Source organism: Mesorhizobium sp. WSM4898, from assembly GCF_029625845.1.
GTDB lineage: Bacteria > Pseudomonadota > Alphaproteobacteria > Rhizobiales > Rhizobiaceae > Mesorhizobium.
Genome location: NZ_JARTVQ010000004.1, coordinates 277,268 through 298,324 on the forward strand (window position 1 = coordinate 277,268; position 21,057 = coordinate 298,324).

Sequence of the window (21,057 nt, forward strand, 5' to 3'; positions counted from 1 at the left end):
TACGAACGGCAATGAACCTTCAAACCAGAGCCCGGTCCATTCTCGATAGCGAAGTCGTCTGGGACGCCCATTCCGGCTTCATGCCGGATCCTGCCGCGGACTTGAACAACCTGCGGATCTGGCGAGACGCCGGTGTCGACTATCTGTCCATCGATGTCGGGTTCGATCTTCTGTCCTGGGAAATGACGGTAACCAATCTCAGCTGCTTCCGCCACTGGATCCTGACGCATCCCGCCCACTACGTGCTGGTCTCGTCGGCCGACGAAATCCTCGCTGCCAAGGCGCAAGGCAAGCTGGCGGTCACCTTTGACATCGAAGGCATGAACGCCCTGGACGGCCGGATTGAGATGGTCGAGTTCTACCATGGCCTTGGCGTGCGCCAGATGCTTTTCGCCTATAACCGCAACAACCTTGCCGGCGGCGGATGCCATGACGAAGACCCGGGTCTGACCGCGTTCGGTCGGCAGGTGATCGACGAGATGAACCGCCTCGGCATGTTCGTGGATGTGAGCCACACCGGCTATCGCACCACCATGGACGTGATGGAGTACACGGACCGACCGGTCATCTTCTCGCACTCCAATCCGAAAGCGCTCTGCGCCCACGGTCGCAACATCACGGACGAGCAGATCAAGGCCTGCGCCCGCACCGGCGGCATCGTCGGCGTTGTCGGGCTCAGTCGTTTCCTTGGCGAGGCGCGCACCGATTCCGAACGGCTGGCCGACCATGTCGAATATCTGATCGATCTCGCTGGCCCACGCCATGTTGGCATCGGCCTCGACCATGCTTTCCCGGTCGAGATCGAAGGCATCGACGACATCATCGCCAGCAATCCGCATTTCTGGCCGAAGAGCGAATATGCGGGAGAAACGACCTATTCGGCACCAGCCCAAATGAAAGAGCTGACCGAGGTTCTGCTTCGTCGCGGTCAGCCGGAAGGAGCGGTCCGCGACGTCATAGGCGGCAACTTCATGCGCCTTGCCCGGGAAATCTGGAAATAACCACCGGAGCAGCTGTCGAGCGCTCCGTGGGACCTTCTTTTGGTCAGGCGGGTTGGTCCGCGCCAAGAAGGACGCGCAGCTTCGCGACGGCCGCATCCGGACTGGTCGATACGGGGATGTTCGTCGCCGCTTTGACCGCATCCCGCGCGCGCGCCATGGAGAACTGTGCCAAGACGATCGCATCGAAATCCTTCAGCTTGGCGGCTTCAGCCGCGATCAGCCGGTTGTGGGTTTCCACGTCTCCTGCACGCACCGCCTCGATCGCGCCCGGCACGAAATAGCTCGTGATGGTGGCAGCTTGGCCCATACGGGCGGCTTCGTCCCGGAACTCCTGCTCCATTCCTTCCCTCGACGGCGGGAAAGTGTAGAGCATTGCGGTGCGACCGCCACGGCGGATCGCCGTCTCAAACATGGCCTCGTTCGGTTTCAGAACCGGAACGTCCAGCTTCGCCGCGGCCTGTTCAATCGCTTGCCCGAACGCCGAGCAGGTGAACAGCACGGCATCGCTTCCGATCGAACGGGCATAGCTGGCCAAGGCCTCGACGCGCCGGACCATGTCGCTCGTCAGGTCAGCGGTTTTGGCGCGGTCCACTGCCAGGCTGTCCTCGAGGATATTGACGGTTTCGGCGCCAGGCCATCCCGCTTCGAACGCCCATCTGATCGGCTCCATCGAGATGGGCGTGGCATGGATCAGGGCAATGCGAGGCTGTGACGTCATTGTGCGAGACCGAATGATAAACGAGGCCGCCCCGAGAGCAAGCGGCGTTGGTACCGATGACTATTTCGGGGCTGCCGCCGCGAAGACCCATACGCTCTCGGCAGGGATCCGCGCCCATACATTGCCCGAGGCAAGTTGCCGCGCGCCGTGCGCCTTGGCGACGAAGTCGCCACGGCGCAGACGGTACTCCCGCTTGTCGCCGAGATAGATGCTGTCGTCGAGATGCATCTCGATGCCGTCCGGGTGCAAGGGACCGCGGTACTTCGAGATCGACACTCTCGCGATGGGCGGGATCATCCCGCTTATCCTTTCGAGGCCAGCTCACCATGGCAAGGAGGGAGGAAGGCGACCGCAGACCCAATAAGTGATCGCCCTTGCCCTCGATCACGTGGCGAGACAGCCATCACAAAGCCCGTCGCCTCGAGCGCTACGAGCGTGCGACGTTTTGGCCATGAAAACCGAGAACCGTGAGTGGCCGAACCCGGTTGCGCATAATCCGGCGGAAGAGTTCCACTTCGGGTAAGGTTGACGGCCGCAGGAGGCAGGATCGGGCCTATCTTTCCCGAAAGGCGCGCTGGAACGAATCCACCAGCGGCTTGGTCAGATAGCTCAGAAACGTTCGCTCGCCAGTTGAAATGAAGGTTTCGACCGGCATGCCTGGGTAGATCTGCTCGGGCTTGACCTGCGGTGGCAGCTTGTCGGCCATCTTAAGCCGCACGGTGTAATAGGGCTGTCCAGTGCTGGGAGTGGTCAGCCGGTCCGCCGAAATGTAGAACACCTTTCCCGGCACTTTTGGTGTTGTCCGTGCGTTCAGGGCCGTGAACATCATGTTCGCGCCTTGGCCGACTCGGATAGAATCGATGTCTTCAGGCTTGATCTTTGCCTCGACGATAAGTTCCTTCGTCGGCAGAAGCTCCATCGCAGGCTCGCCAGCACGAATGACGCTGCCTTCGGAATTGTAGAGAGAGCGGACGATGATGCCGTCCGCCGGGGCACGAATGGTCGTTCGCACCAGGACCGATCGAGCGGCGTTGATTTGTTCCTCAAGGTCGGCCACCTCTACCCGGGCCTTGTTCAATTCCGTGACGGCATCCTCGACCCGGGTGGTTGTTAGTCTTTCAATCTGCTGGCGCGCTTCCACGATCTGGGTGGCCGCGCTGGCGATTTGCGCCTCCAGCGATCCCTCCTGACCTACCAACTCGGCGGTGCTGCGCAGAAGATCGGTGTATTCGGAACGATTTGTCAGTCCCTTGTCGAGCAAGTGCTTTTTGCGTTCCGTCTCGGCATTGACGATCGCGAGCTGGTTTGCCGCAGCATCCTTTTGCGCCTTCAAGCCGGCAACAGCTTCCTGAAGGGCTGCCACCCGTTCCCTAAGGATCTCCTGATCTGCGCCATAGCGCGCTAGCCGAGCCCGGAACTCCTTGGTTTGCTCTGCAAAGACGTCACTGAATTCGGACGCGTCTGAGTAGGCGCCTAAATCGCGGGGCAGGACGATTTTCTCCAGGCCGTCCCGTTCTGCCTCGAGCCGCGCGATCTCGGCCTTTTGTGCGACCCACTGTTTGAGGACTCGGTTGAGCTGCGACTGCGCCACCGTTGGATCGAGCACGATCAGCGCCTGCCCTCGTAAGACTCTGTCACCTTCTCGAGCCTTGACGCTGCTGACCACGCCACCTTCGAGATGCTGGATCATGACATTCTGTCCAGCTGCTGCAATCACTCCTGGCGCGATCGTTGCTCCGGCAATCGGCGCCATTGCGCCCCAGAATACGAAGCCAAGCAAGAAAACGGACACGCTTGCATACCCCGCCAGCGTGATGCGATCTGTGCGTGTATCGACGTTGCGCTGCCAGCTATACGTCCTGGCGCCGATGGCTTGGCTAGTCATTGGCGACCTTTATCTCGCCTCGAGCAGATGAGGGGAAAGGCACCACTCCTTCGCGCGACTGAGAGGCTGCGGGCCACCCCGCTTGGGCGCGTCGCTCGACAAGTCTATCGAGCACGCCCTTGGTCAAACCGTAGATCTCGACCTGGCCATTGCGTAGCATCAATACGCGATCGCATTTGGAAGCGAGAGAGGGCCGATGGGTTATGACAAGCACGGTCGTTTTTCGTGAACGCGCCCCGCTAATCGCGCGCTCGAGCGCGGCTTCGCCGTTGGAATCGAGATTTGCATTGGGCTCGTCGAGAACCAGCACCTTGGGATCGCCGTAGAAGGCCCGAGCAAGCCCGATGCGTTGACGCTCGCCACCCGAAAGGCGAACGCCGGTCGGGCCGATCAGCGTCGAGTAGCCATCCCTCTGACCCAGGATGAGCTCATGCACTTGGGCCCGCTGGGCTGCTTGAACCAACTTCTCGCTGGGCGCATTCGGTTCGAACCGCGCGATATTTTGCGCGATGGTTCCCGGGAAGAGTTCCACATCTTGCGGCAGGTAGCCAATATGGCGGCCGAGTTGTTCCGGGTCCCAGTTCCGAATATCGCCGCCGTCGATCCGGATCGCCCCAGAGCGGGGCGCGATCGCACCGACGATGAGGCGCGCCAAAGTCGATTTTCCAGCCTGGCTCGGCCCTACGATCGCGACTGTCTCGCCGGCGGCGACCTCAAAGGTCAAGCGCTTGATCAGCGGCAGCGAGCCATCGGCCGCGCCCGGAAGATGATAGACTATTTGCTCCACGCTTAGCGCTCCTTCAGGAGCCGGCAATGCTACGTTCTCCTGGTTGTCGAGCCCGGACCGGAGAGCCGAAAGCCTCTTCCACGCAAGATTGGCGTCGATGATCTGCCGCCAACTCCCAATGATCTGATCAAGAGGTTGCAGAGCGCGCGCCGAAATCATCGAGGACGCAAATATCATACCGGCGGTCATCTCGTTGTGCAGAACCAGATAAGCGCCGGCCCCCAATATCGCGATCTGCAGTGTCGAACGAGTGGTGCGCGATACACCGCCATAAAACGAATTGATGCGAGCGAGCCCATCCGAGGCGTGTAGAGAGCCGGAAAAACGGGTGCCCCAGAATTCTATCGCGTTGGACACCATGCCAAGTGCTCGAACGGTTTCGAAGTTTCGGGCGAAAGCCTGCGCCGAATTCATCGAGGCGTTGAGACTCTCCGCCGCCTCCTTGCCAGGTCGCGAGCTCGCGACCTGGTTCAGCATGGCGATGGCGACCATGAGAACCGCCCCGACGACCGTCACGAGGAAGAGCAGCGGATGGATGAAATAGAGCAGGCCTACGAAAATCGGCCCGAAAGGAAGGTCGAAGAGAAAGAAAATCGTTCTCGAAGCGATGAAGCCTCGCACAGTGGCCAAGTCGCGCAAGGCTTGAACATCGCCGAGGCCAGCGCGAGGGCCACTCATTGCAGCGAGAAAAGACGATGTGCCCAAAGAGACATCCAGTCGCGCCGCGAGCCGGCTTGCGTATACACCCCGCACGACTTCGAGCACGCCGAAGAGCAAGAGCGTCGAAAGCGCAAGCAATGTTAGGTAGGTGAGCGTGTCCAAATTGGCGGCGGGCAACACCCGATCATAGACCTGCAGCATGTAGAGAGGCAGAACTAGCACCAGGGTGTTCATCACCGCGGAGAACAGGCCCATTTCGACCACGCTCTTCGACAGCACCCTTCTATTCGTGTAACTGGGCATCCCCGAAATCGTCTCTTTTGGTTAAGCGATCATTTTAGACAATGTTTATATATCATGCCAAGCAGCCGCGCTATCGCTTGCGACCTTTTGACAGCCTAGCCTCACTTTCACCGGAAGTTATCCACCGGGCATCCAGTTCGGCTGGGACGCCAGGAACCACCAATCCAGGATGGGGCTAAGCGTCTGATTCTCAAGCAGAGAATTGAATCGTCCAAACCTCGAAATTGCCCTAGTCAGCCAATCGTTTGCTGGCAGTGAAAATGACGTCTGCGAACGAGGCGGCGTGAAACTCTGGTTGCTACATGTTTTCCAATAATAGCGCCGCCGCCGCAGCAAGCTGGCCGCCGATAATGGTGTCGCCGCCATCGGCCCGATCGGTTTGGAATTGGTGATGGCAGCGCCGACCGCAAAGGCCGGCGCATGCGCATCCGCGGCGATCAATGTGGCCGACGTTTATGGCAACTTGATCGGCGTCCGCCGCCTTTCTGATCGGTGACCGTCGGAACCAGGCACGGCGGGGGGCGCGCCCGCCCCTCGCCATGCCATGGTCCGATCGCATGAACGATCAAACGACGAATACGTCGTGATAGGTCAGTGCCGCTCCGGGCTCCAGGTGGGCGATTTCCACCTGCGGGGCCGATCTCGAGCCGTCGGGATCATAGGACAAGACGCCCGTGGCCCGGTTGTAGAGCAGGTGATCGTTGCTATGGGTGGCGTGTTCTCGCAACTCAAAATACGACGAGTTCACCTGCGTCGGGCTGGACGAGGAACCGGCGCCGAGTTGGGTGAAGACGGCGTTGTCGAGATAGAGCGCGTCATTTACCGCGTCGAAGTCGGTCAGCGTGTCGACATTGCCGGCGCCATAGGCGGTGTCAAACACAAAGGTGTCGTGGCCCGCGCCGCCGGTCAGCACGTCGTTGCCACCCTTGCCCCGCAATGTGTCGTTGCCAGCCAGGCCATCAAAGGTATCGGCCGCGGCAGTGCCGACAAATGTATCGTTCCCGGTCGTTCCGTGGGTCGGGTCCGTCGGCAGGGTCGGAGATGACGGTAGCGGGTCGGTCGGCACGGTCGGAGATGACGGCAGCGGGTCCGTCCCGTCATGGGCTGCATGCCAGGCCGCCTTGGCGTTGGCCCAGTAATCGCGGGCCGCTTGGCCTTGAAGGACCGTCCAGCCGGCGGGCGGCATTGGATAATCCGCCGGCAGTGGCGTGTCGGAGAGGTTGAGATAGTAATTGCCGTGCGACTCGACCGTCTTGTCCCAGGCCCGCTGCACCCGCTCCAAGCCGTTGTGGTCAACGTCGGTGATCGCCACCACGCAGTCGATGAAGCGCAAGCTGGGAACGATATCGTCAGCGCCTGTGCCCTTGTCCAGTTTGAACGGCGAACCGTGCGTCATCTCGCCTTTGCGAAGATACTCTCCCATGCCTAGAAGCATGCCATCCATGGTGACCGTGTTGTCAGACCCATCGACGTCACCGTCGCCAAGGCTCACTCCGGAAAACACGTGGTCGAACAGCGAATCCCGGATGGTGCCGCCGATGACGTCGTCGTCCTCGACCGCGTCGTCTCGTGAGTAGCCGACATAGGTATCCTCGATGAGGAAGGTGCCAGTGCCGCCGACACGGATGCCATCCCAGGGCTTGGTGATCGTCCAGTCGTCGATGACAAAGTTGTGGGCTGAATTCACGCGGACTGCGGCGGAGTTGACGTAAACGTCCTCCCAGGCGCCGGTTTGGGAGACCGTGCCGTTGATCGTGCCGCCCGACGCCACGAGGTTGTCGCCGGGGTTGACGACCGCGAAGGGATAGAGGTTGGTGGAGCTTCCCTGATTGGCGACAATCCACGAGGCTTTGCTGGCATCGATAGTGGTGTCGGCGGGGAGACCGGATGCTTTATATTGGCGGTAGCCGTAGTCACCGCTCAAGACAATGGTATTCGTATCGGCCATTCTTGGCGACCTTTCACACCCCCACCCTTTCTGCCCAACATGCCTGAAGCCCGAATGGCTCGCGGCCAAAAGAGCCCAGGTTAGCGGTATGGAGCAAATCACAAAATTTAAAAAAAGTGTCTCAAAATGTAACAATATATCTCTCGCGGGAATTGGGTGGCGCGGCGATTTCAGCGCGGATTCTCTTCAGTGGTCTCAACGCGGCTTTCGATCCCTTGCCACCTCCAAAACCCACCGGCCTCGCAGGAGCAGTCCATGAGCGGAGACGGTGCGCACGGGTTCCATCGTTGCAAATCATCGAAATCCGGACGATTGGCGAGACGATCAAATTCGTCCGTGAGTTATGGGGCAAGAACGCACGCCGGGATGTCGAGCGCCCGGCAATGAACTGACCGATATTTGCGTCAGCTCGACATCACGCTCTCTCAATATGAAGTGGAAGTCCGTGCTCTGGTCGCGGCGAGCTGTGGGGCAGGTCCCTCGACAATATCGGCCCGACCTCCTATATGCTTCGCGCAAAAGCACGGAGAAAGGGTGTGTCCCGAGAGCGTGACGTGCTTATGTGGCGCGAAGCCGGGAAACTTGCGTTATCTGGCGACTATGAAGGATGGCTTGCCATCGAATGGGAGCTTCGTAGCAGAGGATTCTCACGCGCCAGGCTGTTGTTCGATAACGACCGGGTCCGAAAAAAATTGGATGAGATCTGCAAGAGGGCACAGGAGCAACGCGCCGACCCCAAACAGACCTAAAGACCAGAAACGCCCCGCCTTTCCAGAACCCAGCCAACCTTTCTCTCTTTCCGATGAGTTGCATTTCTCCACGCCAGGTTTCTCGCCAGGCAGGCGAAAGCGCCGGCCTAAACCTTTTCCGCCGACAGACGTTGTTTGTTCCAGACGGACCGAGCGACCGGCAGCGGAGAGGATCACCCGATGTATTTCATGGCACTGGCCACCGACTACGACGGCACGCTGGCGCATGACGGACTGGTCACCGCCAGCACGCTGTCGGCGCTGAAGAAGCTGAAGAAGTCCGGCCGCAAGCTCATCCTGGTCACCGGCCGCGAACTGCCCGATCTCAAAGAGGTGTTTCCGGAGGTCGGGCTATTCGACAAGGTGGTGGCCGAAAACGGCGCGCTGATCTACACGCCGGCGAGCGAAGAAGAGCAAACAATCTCGCCCTCGCCTTCCGCCGATTTCGTCGACAGACTGAAGAAGCGCGGCGTCAAGCCGCTCTCGGTCGGCCGCTCGATCGTTGCCACCTGGGAGCCGCACCAGGCCACCGTGCTCGACGTCATCAAGGAGCTCGGCCTTGAGCTGGAGATCATCTTCAACAAGGGCGCGGTGATGATCCTGCCCTCAGGCATCAACAAGGCCACCGGACTGGCGGCTGCGCTCAAGGACCTCAGATTGTCGCCGCATAATGTGGTGGGCATCGGCGATGCCGAGAACGACCACGCCTTCCTCAGGGCTTCGGGTTGCAGCATCGCCGTCGCCAACGCATTGCCCGCCGTGAAGGAAACCGCCGACCTCGTCACGAGGGAGGCGCGCGGCAAGGGTGTCGAAGAACTGATCGGCAAGCTGATAAAGCAGGATCATCTGATAGCTCGCAAGCGCTTGCGCGGCGTCCTGCTGGGAACTGCCAACGGCAAGAAGGTCTATCTGTCGCCCGTCGAGACCGTTCTGATCGCCGGAAGCTCCGGTATCGGCAAGTCGACATTGGCCACAGCGCTCACCGAGCGGCTTGCCGAACAGGGATTGCAGTTCTGCATTTTCGATCCCGAGGGCGACTATGACGGACTGGAGGGCGCCGTTCCGTTGGGTGATGGCTCGACTACACCCAGCAAGGAACAATTGCTGGAGCTGATCGAAAAGCCTAGCAACAATATCGTGGTCAACGGGCTGGCGCTGAAGGTCGACGAGCGGCCCGACTTCTTTGCCGAATTGCTGCCAGGCCTCGGCAGCGTCCGCTACCGCACGGCAAGGCCGCATTGGCTGATCATCGACGAGGCGCATCACCTTCTGCCCAGGCGCCGCGAGGACACGCGCGCGGTGCTGTCGCTCGAGCTGCCGGGCACGGTGCTGATCACCGTGCATCCGGAAGCGATTTCGACCGGGGTCCTGCGCCTGGTGACGGCGGTCATCGCGCTCGGTCCGAAGGCGAAGAGCGTGATCAAGACCTTCTGCAAGGAGGCCGGGCTGGAGGCGCCCAAGAGCATTCCTTCGCCGAAGGGTGACCGGGTTCTGCTGTGGCGGCCGCAGGACGGCAAGAAGCCGTTCACGGTCAAGGCGATCGAACCCCACCAATCGCTGAAGCGGCACAGCCGCAAATATGCCGAAGGCGAGCTCGACGAGGCCGGCAGTTTCTATTTCACGGGGCCGGAAAAGGCGATGAACCTCAGAGCCCACAACCTGATTATTTTCGCCCAAATGGCAGAAGGCATCGACGACAAGACCTGGGAATATCACCTGCGCGCCGGCGACTATTCCAAATGGTTCCGCCAACAGATCAGGGACAAGGAACTCGCCCGCGAGACGGCAGAGGCCGAGAAGGACAAGCGTCTATCGCCCGAGGACAGCCGCAAGCGCGTGCTGGAGGCCGTGCGCCGGCGTTACACGGCGCCAGCCACGGCACCGGAGAGGTAACTCAGTCGGTTCCGGACGCCAAGCCGCCCTCAACTCGCCTCGCGCATCGCCTCAGCCGCCTGCAGGTCGACCGAGACCAGCTGGCTGACGCCCTGCTCGGCCATGGTGACGCCGAACAGCCGGTCCATGCGCGCCATGGTGATCGGGTTGTGGGTGATGATGACGAAGCGCGTCTCGGTGGTCTTCGACATCTCGTCCATCAGATTGCAGAAGCGCTCGACATTGTGGTCGTCGAGCGGGGCGTCGACCTCGTCGAGCACGCAGATCGGCGCCGGATTGGTAAGGAAGACGGCAAAAATCAGCGACATGGCGGTGAGCGCCTGCTCGCCGCCGGAGAGCAGCGTCATGGTCTGCGGCTTCTTGCCCGGCGGGCGGGCGAGGATTTCGAGGCCGGCTTCCAGCGGATCTTCGGACTCGATCAGCTGCAATTCGGCCGTGCCGCCGCCGAAAAGATGCGAGAACAGGCGCTGGAAGTGGCCGTTGACCACCTCAAAGGCCGACAGCAGGCGTTCGCGGCCCTCGCGGTTGAGGCTCTGGATCGCCTGGCGCAGTTTTCTGATCGCCTCGATGATGTCCTCGCGCTCGGAAACGATGATTTCCAGGCGGTCCGACAGCTCCCTCTGTTCTTCCTCGGCGCGCAGATTGACGGCCCCGAGCCGCTCGCGCTCGATCTTCAGCCGGTCGAGCTGGCGCTCGACCTCGGCCATGTCCGGCGTCGGATCGTCGGTCTCTAGCCCGGTATGCTTGATGACGAGATGCGGCGGCGTGTTCAACGCTTCCTGGATGCGCGCCTCGACCTCGGCGCGGCGTTCGTCGGCTGCGGTCAGCCGCTCCTCGGCGCGGACGCGGGTCTCGCGCGCTTCGGCAAGCGACTGGATCGCCGCGGTCGCCGCCTTGTCGAGCTCGGCCTGCTTGGTCTCCGCTTCCTGCAGGCGATCGCCGGCGGCCTGGCGCAGCGCCTCGGCCTCGGAAAGCTGACTCAACAGCGCACGGCGCTTGGCGTCGATCTCGTCGGGCGCGTCGGCCAGCCGCTCGCGCTCAGCTTCGGCCTCAGCCTTGCGCTCGCCAAGCGCGGCGATCTGCGTCGAGGCGTTTTCGGCCCGCTCCAGCCAGTTCTTGCGCTCGGTGCCGATCGCGTCGAGCCGGCGCATGCGCGCTTCGGCCTCGCGCCGCAGGCCGTCATGCACGGCGCGCGTATCGGCAAGCGTGGCGCGGTCGCGAGCTACACTGGCGGAGGCCTGCTCGAGCTGGAGCTGCAGGTCGCCGAGATCGGGCGCGTCCCTGAGAATCTCCTCGGCTTCGAGGAAAGCGGCTTGCGTCTCTTCATGGCTGTCGACGATGCGCGCGCGGGCGTCATCCAAGGCAGCACGGCGGCTCGCCAGCTCGCCGCCGGCCTTCTCGGCCTCGGCCAGCGCGTTACGGGCGTCGTCCAGTGCGTGCTGGGCATCGCGGCCGGCCTGACGCGCGTTGCGCTCGGCCTCGCTCGCCTGGCGCATCGCCTGCTCGGCGCGCGCCAGCGCCTCCTCGGCCTCGCGCACGACGCGGGTCGCCTGCATGGCCTCGGCATCGAGCTCCGCCAGGCGGTTCTTCTGCGCCAGCCGCTGCGCCGCAGCGGTCGGCGCATCGGCGCTGGCCGTCAAGCCGTCCCAGCGCCAGAGCGCGCCGTCGCGGCTGACCAGCCGCTGGCCGGGCGCGAGCTGCGCTTGAAGATGACGGCCATCGGCGGCGTCGACGATGCCGATCTGCGCCAGGCGGCGGGCAAGCTGTGCCGGGGCGCGGACCACACTCGCCAGGCTCCTCACGCCTTTGGGCAGCGCCGCGTCACCCGGTTTAACCGCGCTCTCGCCCCAATGCACCGGGGCGCTGCGGTCGAGCGGCACGTCGAGGTCCTCGCCGAGCGCGGCGCCAAGTGCCGTCTCGTAGCCGCGCTCGACGCTGATCTGCTCCAGCACCGAAGGGAAGAGATCGCCGCTCGCGGCGTTGAGTATCTTGGCCAGCGTGCGCGCTTCCGTCTCGATGCGCTGCAATTCGGCCTTGGCATCCTGCAGAGGCGGACGGGCAGCACTTTCGGCGGCGCGCGCTTCGGCGACCGCCTGCTCGGCGGCGATGGCGCCTAGCTCGCTCTCTTCCAGCCGGGCAAGCGCGTCCTCGACCAGCAGCCGCTTCTCGGCGGGATCGGGCAGGCCGGAAATGCGCGCCACAATATCGGAGAGCTCGCGATCGACCTCGGCAAGCTGGCGAGCGAAGCGGTCGCGGCGCTCGGCGGTCTCACGCAAAGTGCGCTCGATCTGGTGGCGCGAGGCGGCCGCCTCGGCGCGTTCGGCCGTCAGCGCGGCAAGCCTGGCTTCGCTCTGCGAGAGCGTCGCGCCGGCCTGCTCGAAGGCGGCGCGGGTGGTGGCTTCGCGCTCGGCAGCACCTGCATTGTCCGAATTGAGCTCGGCTTCCTCGGCGCGGAGACGCTCGAGAATGTCGGCATTGTCGCGCACCATCCGCTCCTCGCGGGCGATGTCTGCATCGAGCTGTTGCAGGCGCCGCTCCAGCTCCGCCTGGCGCGAGCGGATGCGGCCGGCCTCTTCTTCGATCTGCGTCTTGGCGATCGACAGGCGCTGAAAGGCCGCCGCCGCGGCCGCTTCCGCGTCGCGCAGGTCGGGCAGGCGGTGGGCAGCGATGCCCTGCTCCCTCGCAGCGGCCATCTGGGCTGCGGCGCGGTCACCGACCAGCGTGGTCGCAACGGCAAGCGCCGAACGCGCTTCGCCTTCCTGAGTTTTGGCCAGCGTCCAGCGCAGATGCAGAAGCGTCGCCTCGGCCTTGCGGATGTCGGCCGACAGGTTCTTGAAGCGCGAGGCCTGGCGCGCCTGGCGCTTCAGGCTGTCGATCTGGCTTTCCAACTCGCCGACGACATCGTCCAGCCGTTCGAGGTTCTGTTCGGCCGCCTTCAGCCGAAGCTCCGCCTCGTGCCGGCGCGTGTGCAAGCCGGAGATACCGGCGGCTTCTTCGAGCAGCGCCCGGCGCGCCTGGGGCTTGGCCTGGATCAGCTCGCCAATGCGGCCCTGGCCGACCATGGAGGGCGAGCGAGCGCCGGTCGACTGGTCGGCGAAGAGCAGCTGCACGTCCTTGGCGCGCGCTTCCTTGCCGTTGATGCGATAGAGCGAGCCCGCCTCGCGTTCGATGCGGCGCGACACCTGCAATTCATCGGCGTCGTTGAAGGCGGCGGGCGCCGTGCGGTCCGAATTGTCGAGGAAAAGCGTGACTTCGGCGGTGTTGCGCGCCGGCCGCGTGCCGGAGCCGGAAAAGATCACGTCGTCCATGCCGGACGCGCGCATGTTCTTGTAGGAGCTTTCGCCCATCACCCAGCGCAGCGCCTCGACAAGGTTGGACTTGCCGCAGCCGTTCGGCCCGACAATGCCGGTCAGCCCGCGTTCGATGACGAACTCGCCGGGCTCGACGAAGGACTTGAAACCGAGGAGGCGAAGGCGCGAAAACTTCATTCGCGCCGCTCCGCAAAGACCGACATGCCGTAGCCAAGCAGCTTCGGCGCGGCCTGGACGTCAGAGCAGAGGGTCGATGATGGCCGACATTTCCTCAATCGACATCGCCCCTTTGTAGGTCTTTCCGTTGATGAAGAAGGTCGGCGTCGAGTCGACCTTGAACTCGTCCGCTCCGCGTTTCTGGACTGCTCTCACATCGTCCAGAAGCTTCTGGTCCGTCAAGCAGGCCTCAAATGACTCCTGTGTAAAACCGGCGAGCTTGGAAATCTGCAGCAGCGCTTCCTTGGTGTTGCTGACGCCGACCCAGCTCGGCTGCTGCTTGAACAACACGTCCACCATGGCGAAATAGTTGTCCTTGGCGCAGCGCGCCAGCATGAAGCCGGCCTCGGCGCTCGGGTCGAAGGGGAATTCGCGCAGGATATAGCGCACCTTGCCCGTGTCGATGTATTTCGACTTCAGCTCAGGGAAGGTTGTGTCGTTGAAATGCGCGCAATGCGGGCAGGTCATCGAGGCATATTCGACGATGGTGACCTTGGCGTCGTCCTTGCCGAGCTGCTTGTCGGGCAACGCGCCGGGCTTGAGCAGTTCCGCCATGTCGACGGTGCCCTGCGCTTCCGGCACCTGAGCGGCCGCGGGCGTGGCAGGCTTGGCTGGCGTCGACGGATTGGCGGGCTTCACATCGGCCGCCTTTGCCTCTTCACCCGAGTCGCTGCACGCGGCAAGCAGCGCCACTGCCGGAACGGCGGCCAGCGTGGTCAGAAGGTTTCTGCGAGACAAAGAGCGGTTCATGCGAATCACCTGATATCGGTTGGATTTTGCAATGCAAGGGCTAGAAAAGGCGAGAGTTGGCGCGAATTAAGGCATCGGCATCCCCAATCCAATCGCCAAATTTTTCGGGCGCGATCACGAATATGCGATATTGACGACAATTTTGCAGCGCGCTCCACGACTTTTCCCGAAACCGCCGGAACTTTCGGGAGACATGCTCAGGGCTTTTTTTGTCCGAGGATGGTCGCGCCGAGCCGCTCGAGCGAAGCGCGCAAGCCATCATCCTCGATCTTGCCGACCGTTCGCGCCAGCTTCGATTTCTCGGCCTCGCTGAGCGGCCTCGGTTGTGGTTTCGGCCGCGCTTTCGCCGAAAGGACCGGCTTCTGCAGGATCTTGATGCGGCCTATGGCGTTGAAACCCAGGAAGGCGTTGACGCGGTTGATGACCTCACCCGCCTCATGCTGAAGATGCAGCGCCGCCATGCCTTCGCAGGCAATGATCAGCACCGCCGGCTCGAACGGATCGTCCTCATGCAGGCGGCGCGGCCACTGGATCTTTTCCGGGCGCGAGTGGCTGGCCAGGCGCGGCCCGGCGATCTCTTCCCAGGACTGCACCAGCCCGATCGAGATGCCGGCGCGCTTCTTCAGGACAGGATCGAGGATCTCGGTCGCGAGATCGCTCACCGGAACGGGATTGCCGAAGGGCCTTTTCCCTGCCATGTGCGTTCTCCGATCCTAACTCACCCGATCAATGGCACCGCAAGACCAGACCCGCAAGGCCGCAGCCGAGAAGTGCGTATCCGGAGATAGCAGCATCGCCGTCCGCCTGCTTGCCTGGTACGACGCGCATCACCGCAACCTGCCCTGGCGCGTGACGCCGAGTGCGTTCTCGCGTGGGACAAAACCCGACCCTTATCGCGTCTGGCTCTCCGAGGTCATGCTGCAGCAGACCACGGTCGAGGCGGTGAAAGCCTATTTCCGGACGTTTGTCGAGAAATGGCCGACCGTCGAGGCGCTGGCGGCAGCGCCGGCCGAGGACGTCATGAAGGCCTGGGCCGGGCTCGGTTATTACTCGAGGGCACGCAATCTCAAAGCCTGCGCCGATCTCGTGGCGCAGCGGGGCGGCCGCTTTCCCGACACCGAGGCGGGATTGAAGGAATTGCCGGGCATCGGCGCCTACACGGCGGCCGCCATCGCGGCGATCGCCTTCGACCGGCCTGCCGCCGTCGTCGACGGCAATGTCGAGCGTGTCATCTCGCGGCTCTATTCGGTGGAGACGCCGCTCAGCGAGGCCAAGCCGGAAATCCGAGCGCTGGTCGAGAAGCTCGTGCCACGTGCAAGGCCCGGCGATTTCGCCCAGGCGATGATGGATCTCGGCGCAACGATCTGCACGCCGCGGCGGCCGCGCTGCACGCTGTGCCCGCTGCGCGAGGATTGCAGCGCGATCCTGTCAGGCGATCCGGAGCGCTTTCCAGTCCGCCTGCCCAAGGGCGACAAGCCGCTCAGGCGCGGTGCTGCCTTTGTCGCTCAACGCGATGACGGCGCCATCCTGCTGCGCAAACGGCCGGACAAGGGGCTGCTCGGCGGCATGACCGAGGTGCCGACCACGGCGTGGACGGCGCGGGCCGACGGCGCTACGACGGCGGACGCAGCGCCCATTTCGGCCGACTGGCGGCGCGCCGGGCGGATCGGCCATGTCTTCACCCATTTCGCGCTCGAACTCGACGTCTTCCATGCCCACATCAGGGGTGATGCGCCCAACGGGCATTTCTGGTCGCTAGCCCACGAAATTCCCGGGGAAGCGCTGCCCACCGTCATGAAAAAGGTAATCGAGGCAGCGATACCGGGCGCAACCAAAAAGCAAGCCCCGCTGCGCCCGCGTTGAAAGGACCGCAATGACTGACATCCGCCACATCGTGTTCGATATCGGCAAGGTGCTGATCCACTACGATCCGGACCTTCCGTTCAGCCGGCTGATCCCGGATGCCGAGGAGCGGAAATGGTTCTTCGACAATGTCTGCACCAGCGCTTGGAACATCGAGCAGGATCGCGGCCGCACCTGGCAAGACGCCGAGGCGCTGCTGATCGCCGAACACCCCGATCACGCCGAGAACATCCGCAACTTCCGCCGCTGCTGGCACGAGATGGTGCCGCATGCCTATGACGACAGCGTCGCCATCATGGTCGGCCTTATCGACAGGGGCCGCGATGTGACCATGCTGACCAATTTCGCCGCCGACACGTTCGCCGAAGCCCGCCGGCGCTTCGACTTTCTCAATCGGCCGCGCGGCGTCACGGTCTCGGGCGAGATCGGCCTGATCAAGCCGGACCAGGCCATCTACGACCGTCACGTCGCATCCTTCGACCTGGAGCCGGCCGCCACACTCTTCATCGACGACAGCCAGAAGAATGTCGACGGCGCCAAGGCCGCCGGCTGGCAGGCGGTGCTGTTCACCGATGCCAAGGCGCTTCAAGCGGATCTTGAACGGCTCGGGATTGCGGCCTGAACTGAATCACTTGCGGCAATCGGTTGAGCTTTCGATTCAAGCGGATCAGCCGCCTGCCCGCTCCATTCCGAGGCGGGCGATGCGGCGCAATTCGTCGATCGGGGTGAGGCCGCCGCTGCGCTCATAGTGCCAGAAGGTCCAGCCGTTGCAGGCGTCCAAACCCTGCACCTCGGCGCCGATCTTGTGGATCGAGCCGGCGCTGTCGCCGATGGCCAGCGTGCCGTCGGCGCGCACCTTGGCCGCCCAGCGCTTCTTGGCGTCGTAAAGTGTGGCGCCCGGCGCCACCAGGCCGGTGTCGATCAGGCTTATGAAGGCGACGCGCGGCTCGGCGCGCTTGCCGGACAGCACGGTGAGGTCGGCCTCATCCAGCGGGCGCACGGCGGCGATGCGCTCATTGGCGGCATCGATGTAGGATTGCTCGCGCTCGATGCCGACGAAGTGACGGCCGAGGCGCTTGGCGACCGCACCCGTGGTGCCCGAGCCGAAGAAGGGATCGAGCACGACATCGCCCGGCTTGGTCGAGGCCATCATGATGCGGGCCAGCAGCGCTTCCGGCTTCTGCGTGGGATGCAGCTTGTTGCCGTTCTCGTCTTTCAGGCGCTCGGCGCCGGTGCAGATCGGGAACAGCCAGTCCGAGCGCATCTGCAAATCGTCATTCGAGGCCTTCAGCGCTTCGTAGTTGAAGGTGTAGCCCTTGGACTTCTGGTCGCGCGAGGCCCAGATCATCGTCTCATGGGCGTTCTGGAAGCGGCGGCCGCGGAAATTCGGCATCGGGTTGGTCTTGCGCCAGACGACGTCGTTCAGGATCCAGAAGCCGAGATCCTGCATCCTGGCACCGACGCGGAAGATGTTGTGGTAGGAGCCAATCACCCAGATCGTGCCATTGGGCTTCAGCACGCGTCGCGCGGCAAGCAGCCAGGCGCGGGTGAAGGCGTCATAGGCCTCAAAACTCTCGAACCGGTCCCAGTCGTCGTCGACGGCGTCCACCTTGGACTGGTCGGGCCGATGCAGGTCGCCGTCGAGTTGCAGGTTGTAAGGCGGATCGGCGAAGATAACGTCGATCGACTTTTCGGGCAGCCTGTCGAGGGCGGCGACGCAGTCGCCTTTGAGGATCGTGTCCAGCCATTCGGACTGCTGGGGAGCGTGGGAAAGCTCGTCGAGAAGACGCACGGCAGACATCAAAACACCCAAAGCACGCGTTACGATTTACTGGCCGTTATGGTTACCGATCAGCGTAAACATTCGGTGAAGGTCGGGCGAGAGCCTGCGCCACTGATTTGCGAACATCGGCCCATTGGTGTATGCCGCGCCGCTTGGGCCAGTCAGGCCATTTTCCTCCCAGCTTCGGATTGCCATGCCCCAGCCAGACCTTGTCATCTTTGATTGCGACGGCGTGCTCGTCGATTCCGAAATCATCGCCGCGCGCGTCGAGGCCGAGCTTCTGACATCCGCCGGATACGAGATTTCGCCGGAGGAGCTTGCCGAGACCTATGCCGGACTGACCTTCAAGGACATCCTGATGCGGGTCGAGGAGAAATCTCACCTTCCTTTTCAGGCCTCGCTGATCGACCGCGCCGAGGAACTCGTCGATCGCAAGCTGCGCAGCGACGTGCGCATCATTGACGGCGCACGCGAGGCGGTGGCGGCGGTCACCGCGCCGCGCGCCGTCTGCTCCAATTCACGCACCGAGCGGATCGAGTTCATGCTTGAAAAGGTGCGCCTGCTGCCCTTCTTCGCCGGCCGCATCTTTTCGGGGCTCGACATCCCCGGCAAGAAGACCAAGCCGGCACCGGACGTGTTCCTCTATGCCGCCGAACAGCTCGGCGCCAACCCGAAGAACACTTTCGTCATCGAGGATTCGGTGCACGGCGTCACCGGCGCCAGGACGGCGGGCATGCGCGTCATCGGCTTCACCGGCGCGGGGCACAGCTATCCCGGCCATGCCGACTCGCTGACCGAAGCGGGCGCCGAAACCGTCATCCGCCGTTTGGCGGAACTCGGCAGCACGATTGCGGCATTGTCGGAGTGGTCGGAGGACGCTTAACCGCGGAAGCGCGATTGGCGGCGAACCAGATCAGTTTGTCGCCGCCGCGGCGACGCGCTTCTTCCTCTTGGCCTTGGACTTGTCCGTCGCTGCCGGCGCGTTCTCGTCATAGCCGGCATAGGCTTGGTAGTCGCGGGCGGTCGGCTCCGGCACCACGACATTGGTGTCGGTGAAGACGAACTGCGTCGCGGCAGACGGATCGGTGACCTGCACCTGATACTGATGAAGCTGCGAATAGAGCACGTCAGGCCCATGTTGGACCGCGATGCGGATCGGCATCGTCACGGTACCGGGCGTGAACAGCGGCCCCGGCACGACCTTACCGGCCACCGCGATCTTCATCGTCAGCTGGCCGTTTTCGTGAGTGCAGTCGCGTGTCACGTCGGTGATCGAGGCCTGATAAATGATCTTGGCGGGATCGCGATTGGGGTCGACGGGTTGACCGTTGGGTCCGGTCTGTGCGGCTGCGGCTGCCTGGGCTTCAGCGTCCGCCCCAGCATCGACTTTCTTTTTCTTCGTCTTGGCAGCGGTGCCCTTGGCATAGGTATTGAAGAAGGCGGTGCCGTCGCGCAGCGTCACTTTCGGACAGTAGGCGCGCAACTGGCTGGCAAGCACCTTGGGGTCCTGCGGCGGTGGCGGCGCGGTCGGGTCCTTCTTGCTGAAGCCGAAGTTCAAAATGCCATTGTCGCTCGATTGGCAGCCTGCGGCGGCAAGCATAAAGCCGGTGAGCGCCAGACCCGCGACAACACGGCGGTTGACCGAATAAAACCTCATGAACTGCACTTCCCTCTCACAAAGCCGGTGACGTATATCAACGCCGCGGCGAAAATGCGACTGAGCCGGCTCGGAAAATTAACCAATTTGCCGTGGTTGACGCGGCCGGCAGCAATGGGTTCTTGACGATGCAATATGTGAGTACCCGCGGGGATGCGCCCGTGCTTGGATTTTCGGACGCGGTGCTGGCCGGACTGGCGCGCGACGGCGGGCTTTACCTGCCGCGCGAATGGCCGCAGTTCTCGTCCGCCGATATTCGCGCCATGCGCGGCCTCGCCTATCCCGACCTTGCCATCCGCGTCTTGACACCCTTCCTCGGCGGCGAGATCGCCGCACCCGTCTTCGAACGGCTGGTGCGTGAAGCCTACGCGACTTTCCGGCACGATGCGGTCTGCCCGCTGGTGCAGACGGGCAAAAACACCTTCATCCTCGAGCTCTTCCACGGCCCGACGCTGGCCTTCAAGGACGTGGCGATGCAGCTGCTCGCGCGGCTGATGGACCATGTGCTGGCCGAACGGGGCAACCGCGCGACCATCGTCGGCGCCACCTCCGGCGACACCGGGGGCGCGGCAATAGACGCCTTCGCCGGCCGCGACCGCACCGATATCTTCATCCTTTTCCCGAACGGCAAGGTCTCGCCGGTGCAGCAGCGGCAGATGACGACGTCGAGCGCGGCGAACGTGCACGCGCTGTCGATCGAAGGCAATTTCGACGATTGCCAGGGCCTGGTGAAGGACATGTTCAACGACCACGGCTTCCGCGACAGGGTGTCGCTGTCGGGCGTCAATTCGATCAACTGGGCCCGCATCATGGCCCAGATCGTCTATTACTTCTCCTCGGCGCTGTCGCTGGGCGCGCCCGACCGGCCGGTGTCATTCACCGTGCCGACCGGCAATTTCGGCGATATTTTCGCCGGTTATGCCGCCAAGCGAATGGGGCTGCCGGTCGAGCGGCTGATCATCGCCACCAACGACAACGACATATTGGCGCGCACGCTTGCAAGCGGCGAATACCGCACCAAGGGCGTGTTCGCCACCACCTCGCCGTCGATGGACATCCAGGTGTCCTCGAACTTCGAGCGCCTGCTGTTCGAGGCGGCGGGCCGGGATGCGGCGACGGTCAGGCGCTACATGAACGGGCTGAAGCAGTCCGGCGCCTTTACCGTCGAAGCGGGCGAAATGGCGAGGATCCGTGCGGAGTTCGACGCCGGCCGCGCCAGCGTCGACGAGGTCGCGGCAACCATTCGCCAGACGCTTGAAGCGAGCAGCTATCTGCTCGATCCGCACACGGCCGCCGCTATGCACGTAGCGGCCGGCCATATGTCGGGCGCAGTGCCCATGGTGGTTCTCGGCACCGCGCATCCGGCCAAATTCCCGGCGGCGGTCGAGGCCGCCAGCGGCGTTACGCCAGCGCTGCCCGCTTGGCTCGCCGGCTTGATGACAGCCGACGAAAAGTACACCATACTTCCATCCGAGCTGAAAATGGTGGAAGAATACGTGAGCCGCCACACGCGGGCGGCCCGTTAGGGAGTAG

Annotated in this window: 16 protein-coding genes; 6 read left to right on the plus strand and 10 right to left on the minus strand. The window is 63.2% G+C overall.

Going from position 1 to position 21,057, the window contains the following annotated elements:
- Positions 1-11: 11 nt before the first annotated feature.
- Positions 12-1,001 (plus strand): membrane dipeptidase, encoded by a 990-nt coding sequence (locus P9228_RS20635; RefSeq protein ID WP_278055270.1) that lies wholly within the window; start codon positions 12-14, stop codon positions 999-1,001.
- 43 nt (positions 1,002-1,044) lie between these two features.
- Here the strand turns inward: P9228_RS20635 and P9228_RS20640 are convergent, their stop codons facing one another.
- The 5 genes from P9228_RS20640 to P9228_RS20660 form a co-directional block, all read right to left on the minus strand.
- A complete protein-coding gene (locus P9228_RS20640; protein ID WP_336618891.1) occupies positions 1,045-1,671 on the minus strand; it encodes an arylsulfatase in 627 nt (208 codons plus the stop codon).
- A gap of 108 nt (positions 1,672-1,779) precedes the next feature.
- Positions 1,780-2,016 (minus strand): hypothetical protein, encoded by a 237-nt coding sequence (locus P9228_RS20645; RefSeq protein WP_067327877.1) that lies wholly within the window; start codon positions 2,014-2,016, stop codon positions 1,780-1,782.
- Between the two features lie 256 nt (positions 2,017-2,272).
- Positions 2,273-3,604, minus strand: coding sequence for an HlyD family type I secretion periplasmic adaptor subunit (locus P9228_RS20650; protein ID WP_067327876.1), 1,332 nt, complete (start codon positions 3,602-3,604; stop codon positions 2,273-2,275).
- Entirely contained in the window at positions 3,597-5,330 is a 1,734-nt protein-coding gene (locus P9228_RS20655; protein ID WP_164748217.1) for a type I secretion system permease/ATPase, read from the minus strand. Before P9228_RS20655 ends, P9228_RS20650 begins: the two co-directional genes overlap by 8 nt.
- A 589-nt stretch (positions 5,331-5,919) precedes the next feature.
- Entirely contained in the window at positions 5,920-7,302 is a 1,383-nt protein-coding gene (locus P9228_RS20660; RefSeq protein WP_095823789.1) for a calcium-binding protein, read from the minus strand.
- Positions 7,303-8,231: 929 nt separating this feature from the next.
- Between P9228_RS20660 and P9228_RS20665 the strand changes: the two genes are divergently transcribed.
- On the plus strand, positions 8,232-9,944 hold the full coding sequence (locus P9228_RS20665; RefSeq protein ID WP_278055275.1) for an HAD family hydrolase: 1,713 nt from the start codon (positions 8,232-8,234) through the stop codon (positions 9,942-9,944).
- 29 nt (positions 9,945-9,973) lie between these two features.
- On the opposite strand, the gene smc is transcribed toward P9228_RS20665, so the two are convergent.
- The 3 genes from smc to P9228_RS20680 all read right to left on the minus strand — a co-directional run bounded on the left by smc (position 9,974) and on the right by P9228_RS20680 (position 14,919).
- Positions 9,974-13,432, minus strand: a complete 3,459-nt coding sequence (smc, locus tag P9228_RS20670; RefSeq protein WP_278055277.1) for a chromosome segregation protein SMC — start codon at positions 13,430-13,432, stop codon at positions 9,974-9,976.
- A 60-nt stretch (positions 13,433-13,492) separates the two neighbouring features.
- Positions 13,493-14,221, minus strand: a complete 729-nt coding sequence (locus P9228_RS20675; RefSeq protein WP_067327871.1) for a DsbA family protein — start codon at positions 14,219-14,221, stop codon at positions 13,493-13,495.
- Positions 14,222-14,418: 197 nt separating this feature from the next.
- Entirely contained in the window at positions 14,419-14,919 is a 501-nt protein-coding gene (locus P9228_RS20680; protein ID WP_067327870.1) for a DUF721 domain-containing protein, read from the minus strand.
- 31 nt (positions 14,920-14,950) lie between these two features.
- Here P9228_RS20680 and mutY point away from each other — a divergent pair, with 31 nt between their 5' ends.
- Complete coding sequence (mutY, locus tag P9228_RS20685) at positions 14,951-16,084, plus strand: A/G-specific adenine glycosylase (protein WP_095800286.1); 1,134 nt, start codon at positions 14,951-14,953, stop codon at positions 16,082-16,084.
- 10 nt (positions 16,085-16,094) lie between these two features.
- Positions 16,095-16,706 (plus strand): HAD family phosphatase, encoded by a 612-nt coding sequence (locus P9228_RS20690; RefSeq protein ID WP_095800287.1) that lies wholly within the window; start codon positions 16,095-16,097, stop codon positions 16,704-16,706.
- 45 nt (positions 16,707-16,751) lie between these two features.
- Here the strand turns inward: P9228_RS20690 and P9228_RS20695 are convergent, their stop codons facing one another.
- Positions 16,752-17,885, minus strand: a complete 1,134-nt coding sequence (locus P9228_RS20695; RefSeq protein ID WP_095800288.1) for a site-specific DNA-methyltransferase — start codon at positions 17,883-17,885, stop codon at positions 16,752-16,754.
- Positions 17,886-18,060: 175 nt separating this feature from the next.
- On the opposite strand from P9228_RS20695, the gene P9228_RS20700 reads away from it, so the two are divergent.
- On the plus strand, positions 18,061-18,750 hold the full coding sequence (locus tag P9228_RS20700) for an HAD family phosphatase (RefSeq protein WP_127323564.1): 690 nt from the start codon (positions 18,061-18,063) through the stop codon (positions 18,748-18,750).
- 30 nt (positions 18,751-18,780) lie between these two features.
- Here P9228_RS20700 and P9228_RS20705 read toward each other — a convergent pair whose 3' ends face one another.
- Positions 18,781-19,524 carry a hypothetical protein gene (locus tag P9228_RS20705; protein WP_128372353.1) on the minus strand — a complete coding sequence of 248 codons (744 nt, stop codon included), beginning with the start codon at positions 19,522-19,524 and terminating at the stop codon, positions 18,781-18,783.
- A 128-nt stretch (positions 19,525-19,652) separates the two neighbouring features.
- On the opposite strand from P9228_RS20705, the gene thrC reads away from it, so the two are divergent.
- Positions 19,653-21,050: a threonine synthase gene (thrC, locus tag P9228_RS20710; protein WP_278055280.1), complete on the plus strand. Its 1,398-nt coding sequence runs from the start codon at positions 19,653-19,655 to the stop codon at positions 21,048-21,050.
- Positions 21,051-21,057 lie beyond the last annotated feature (7 nt).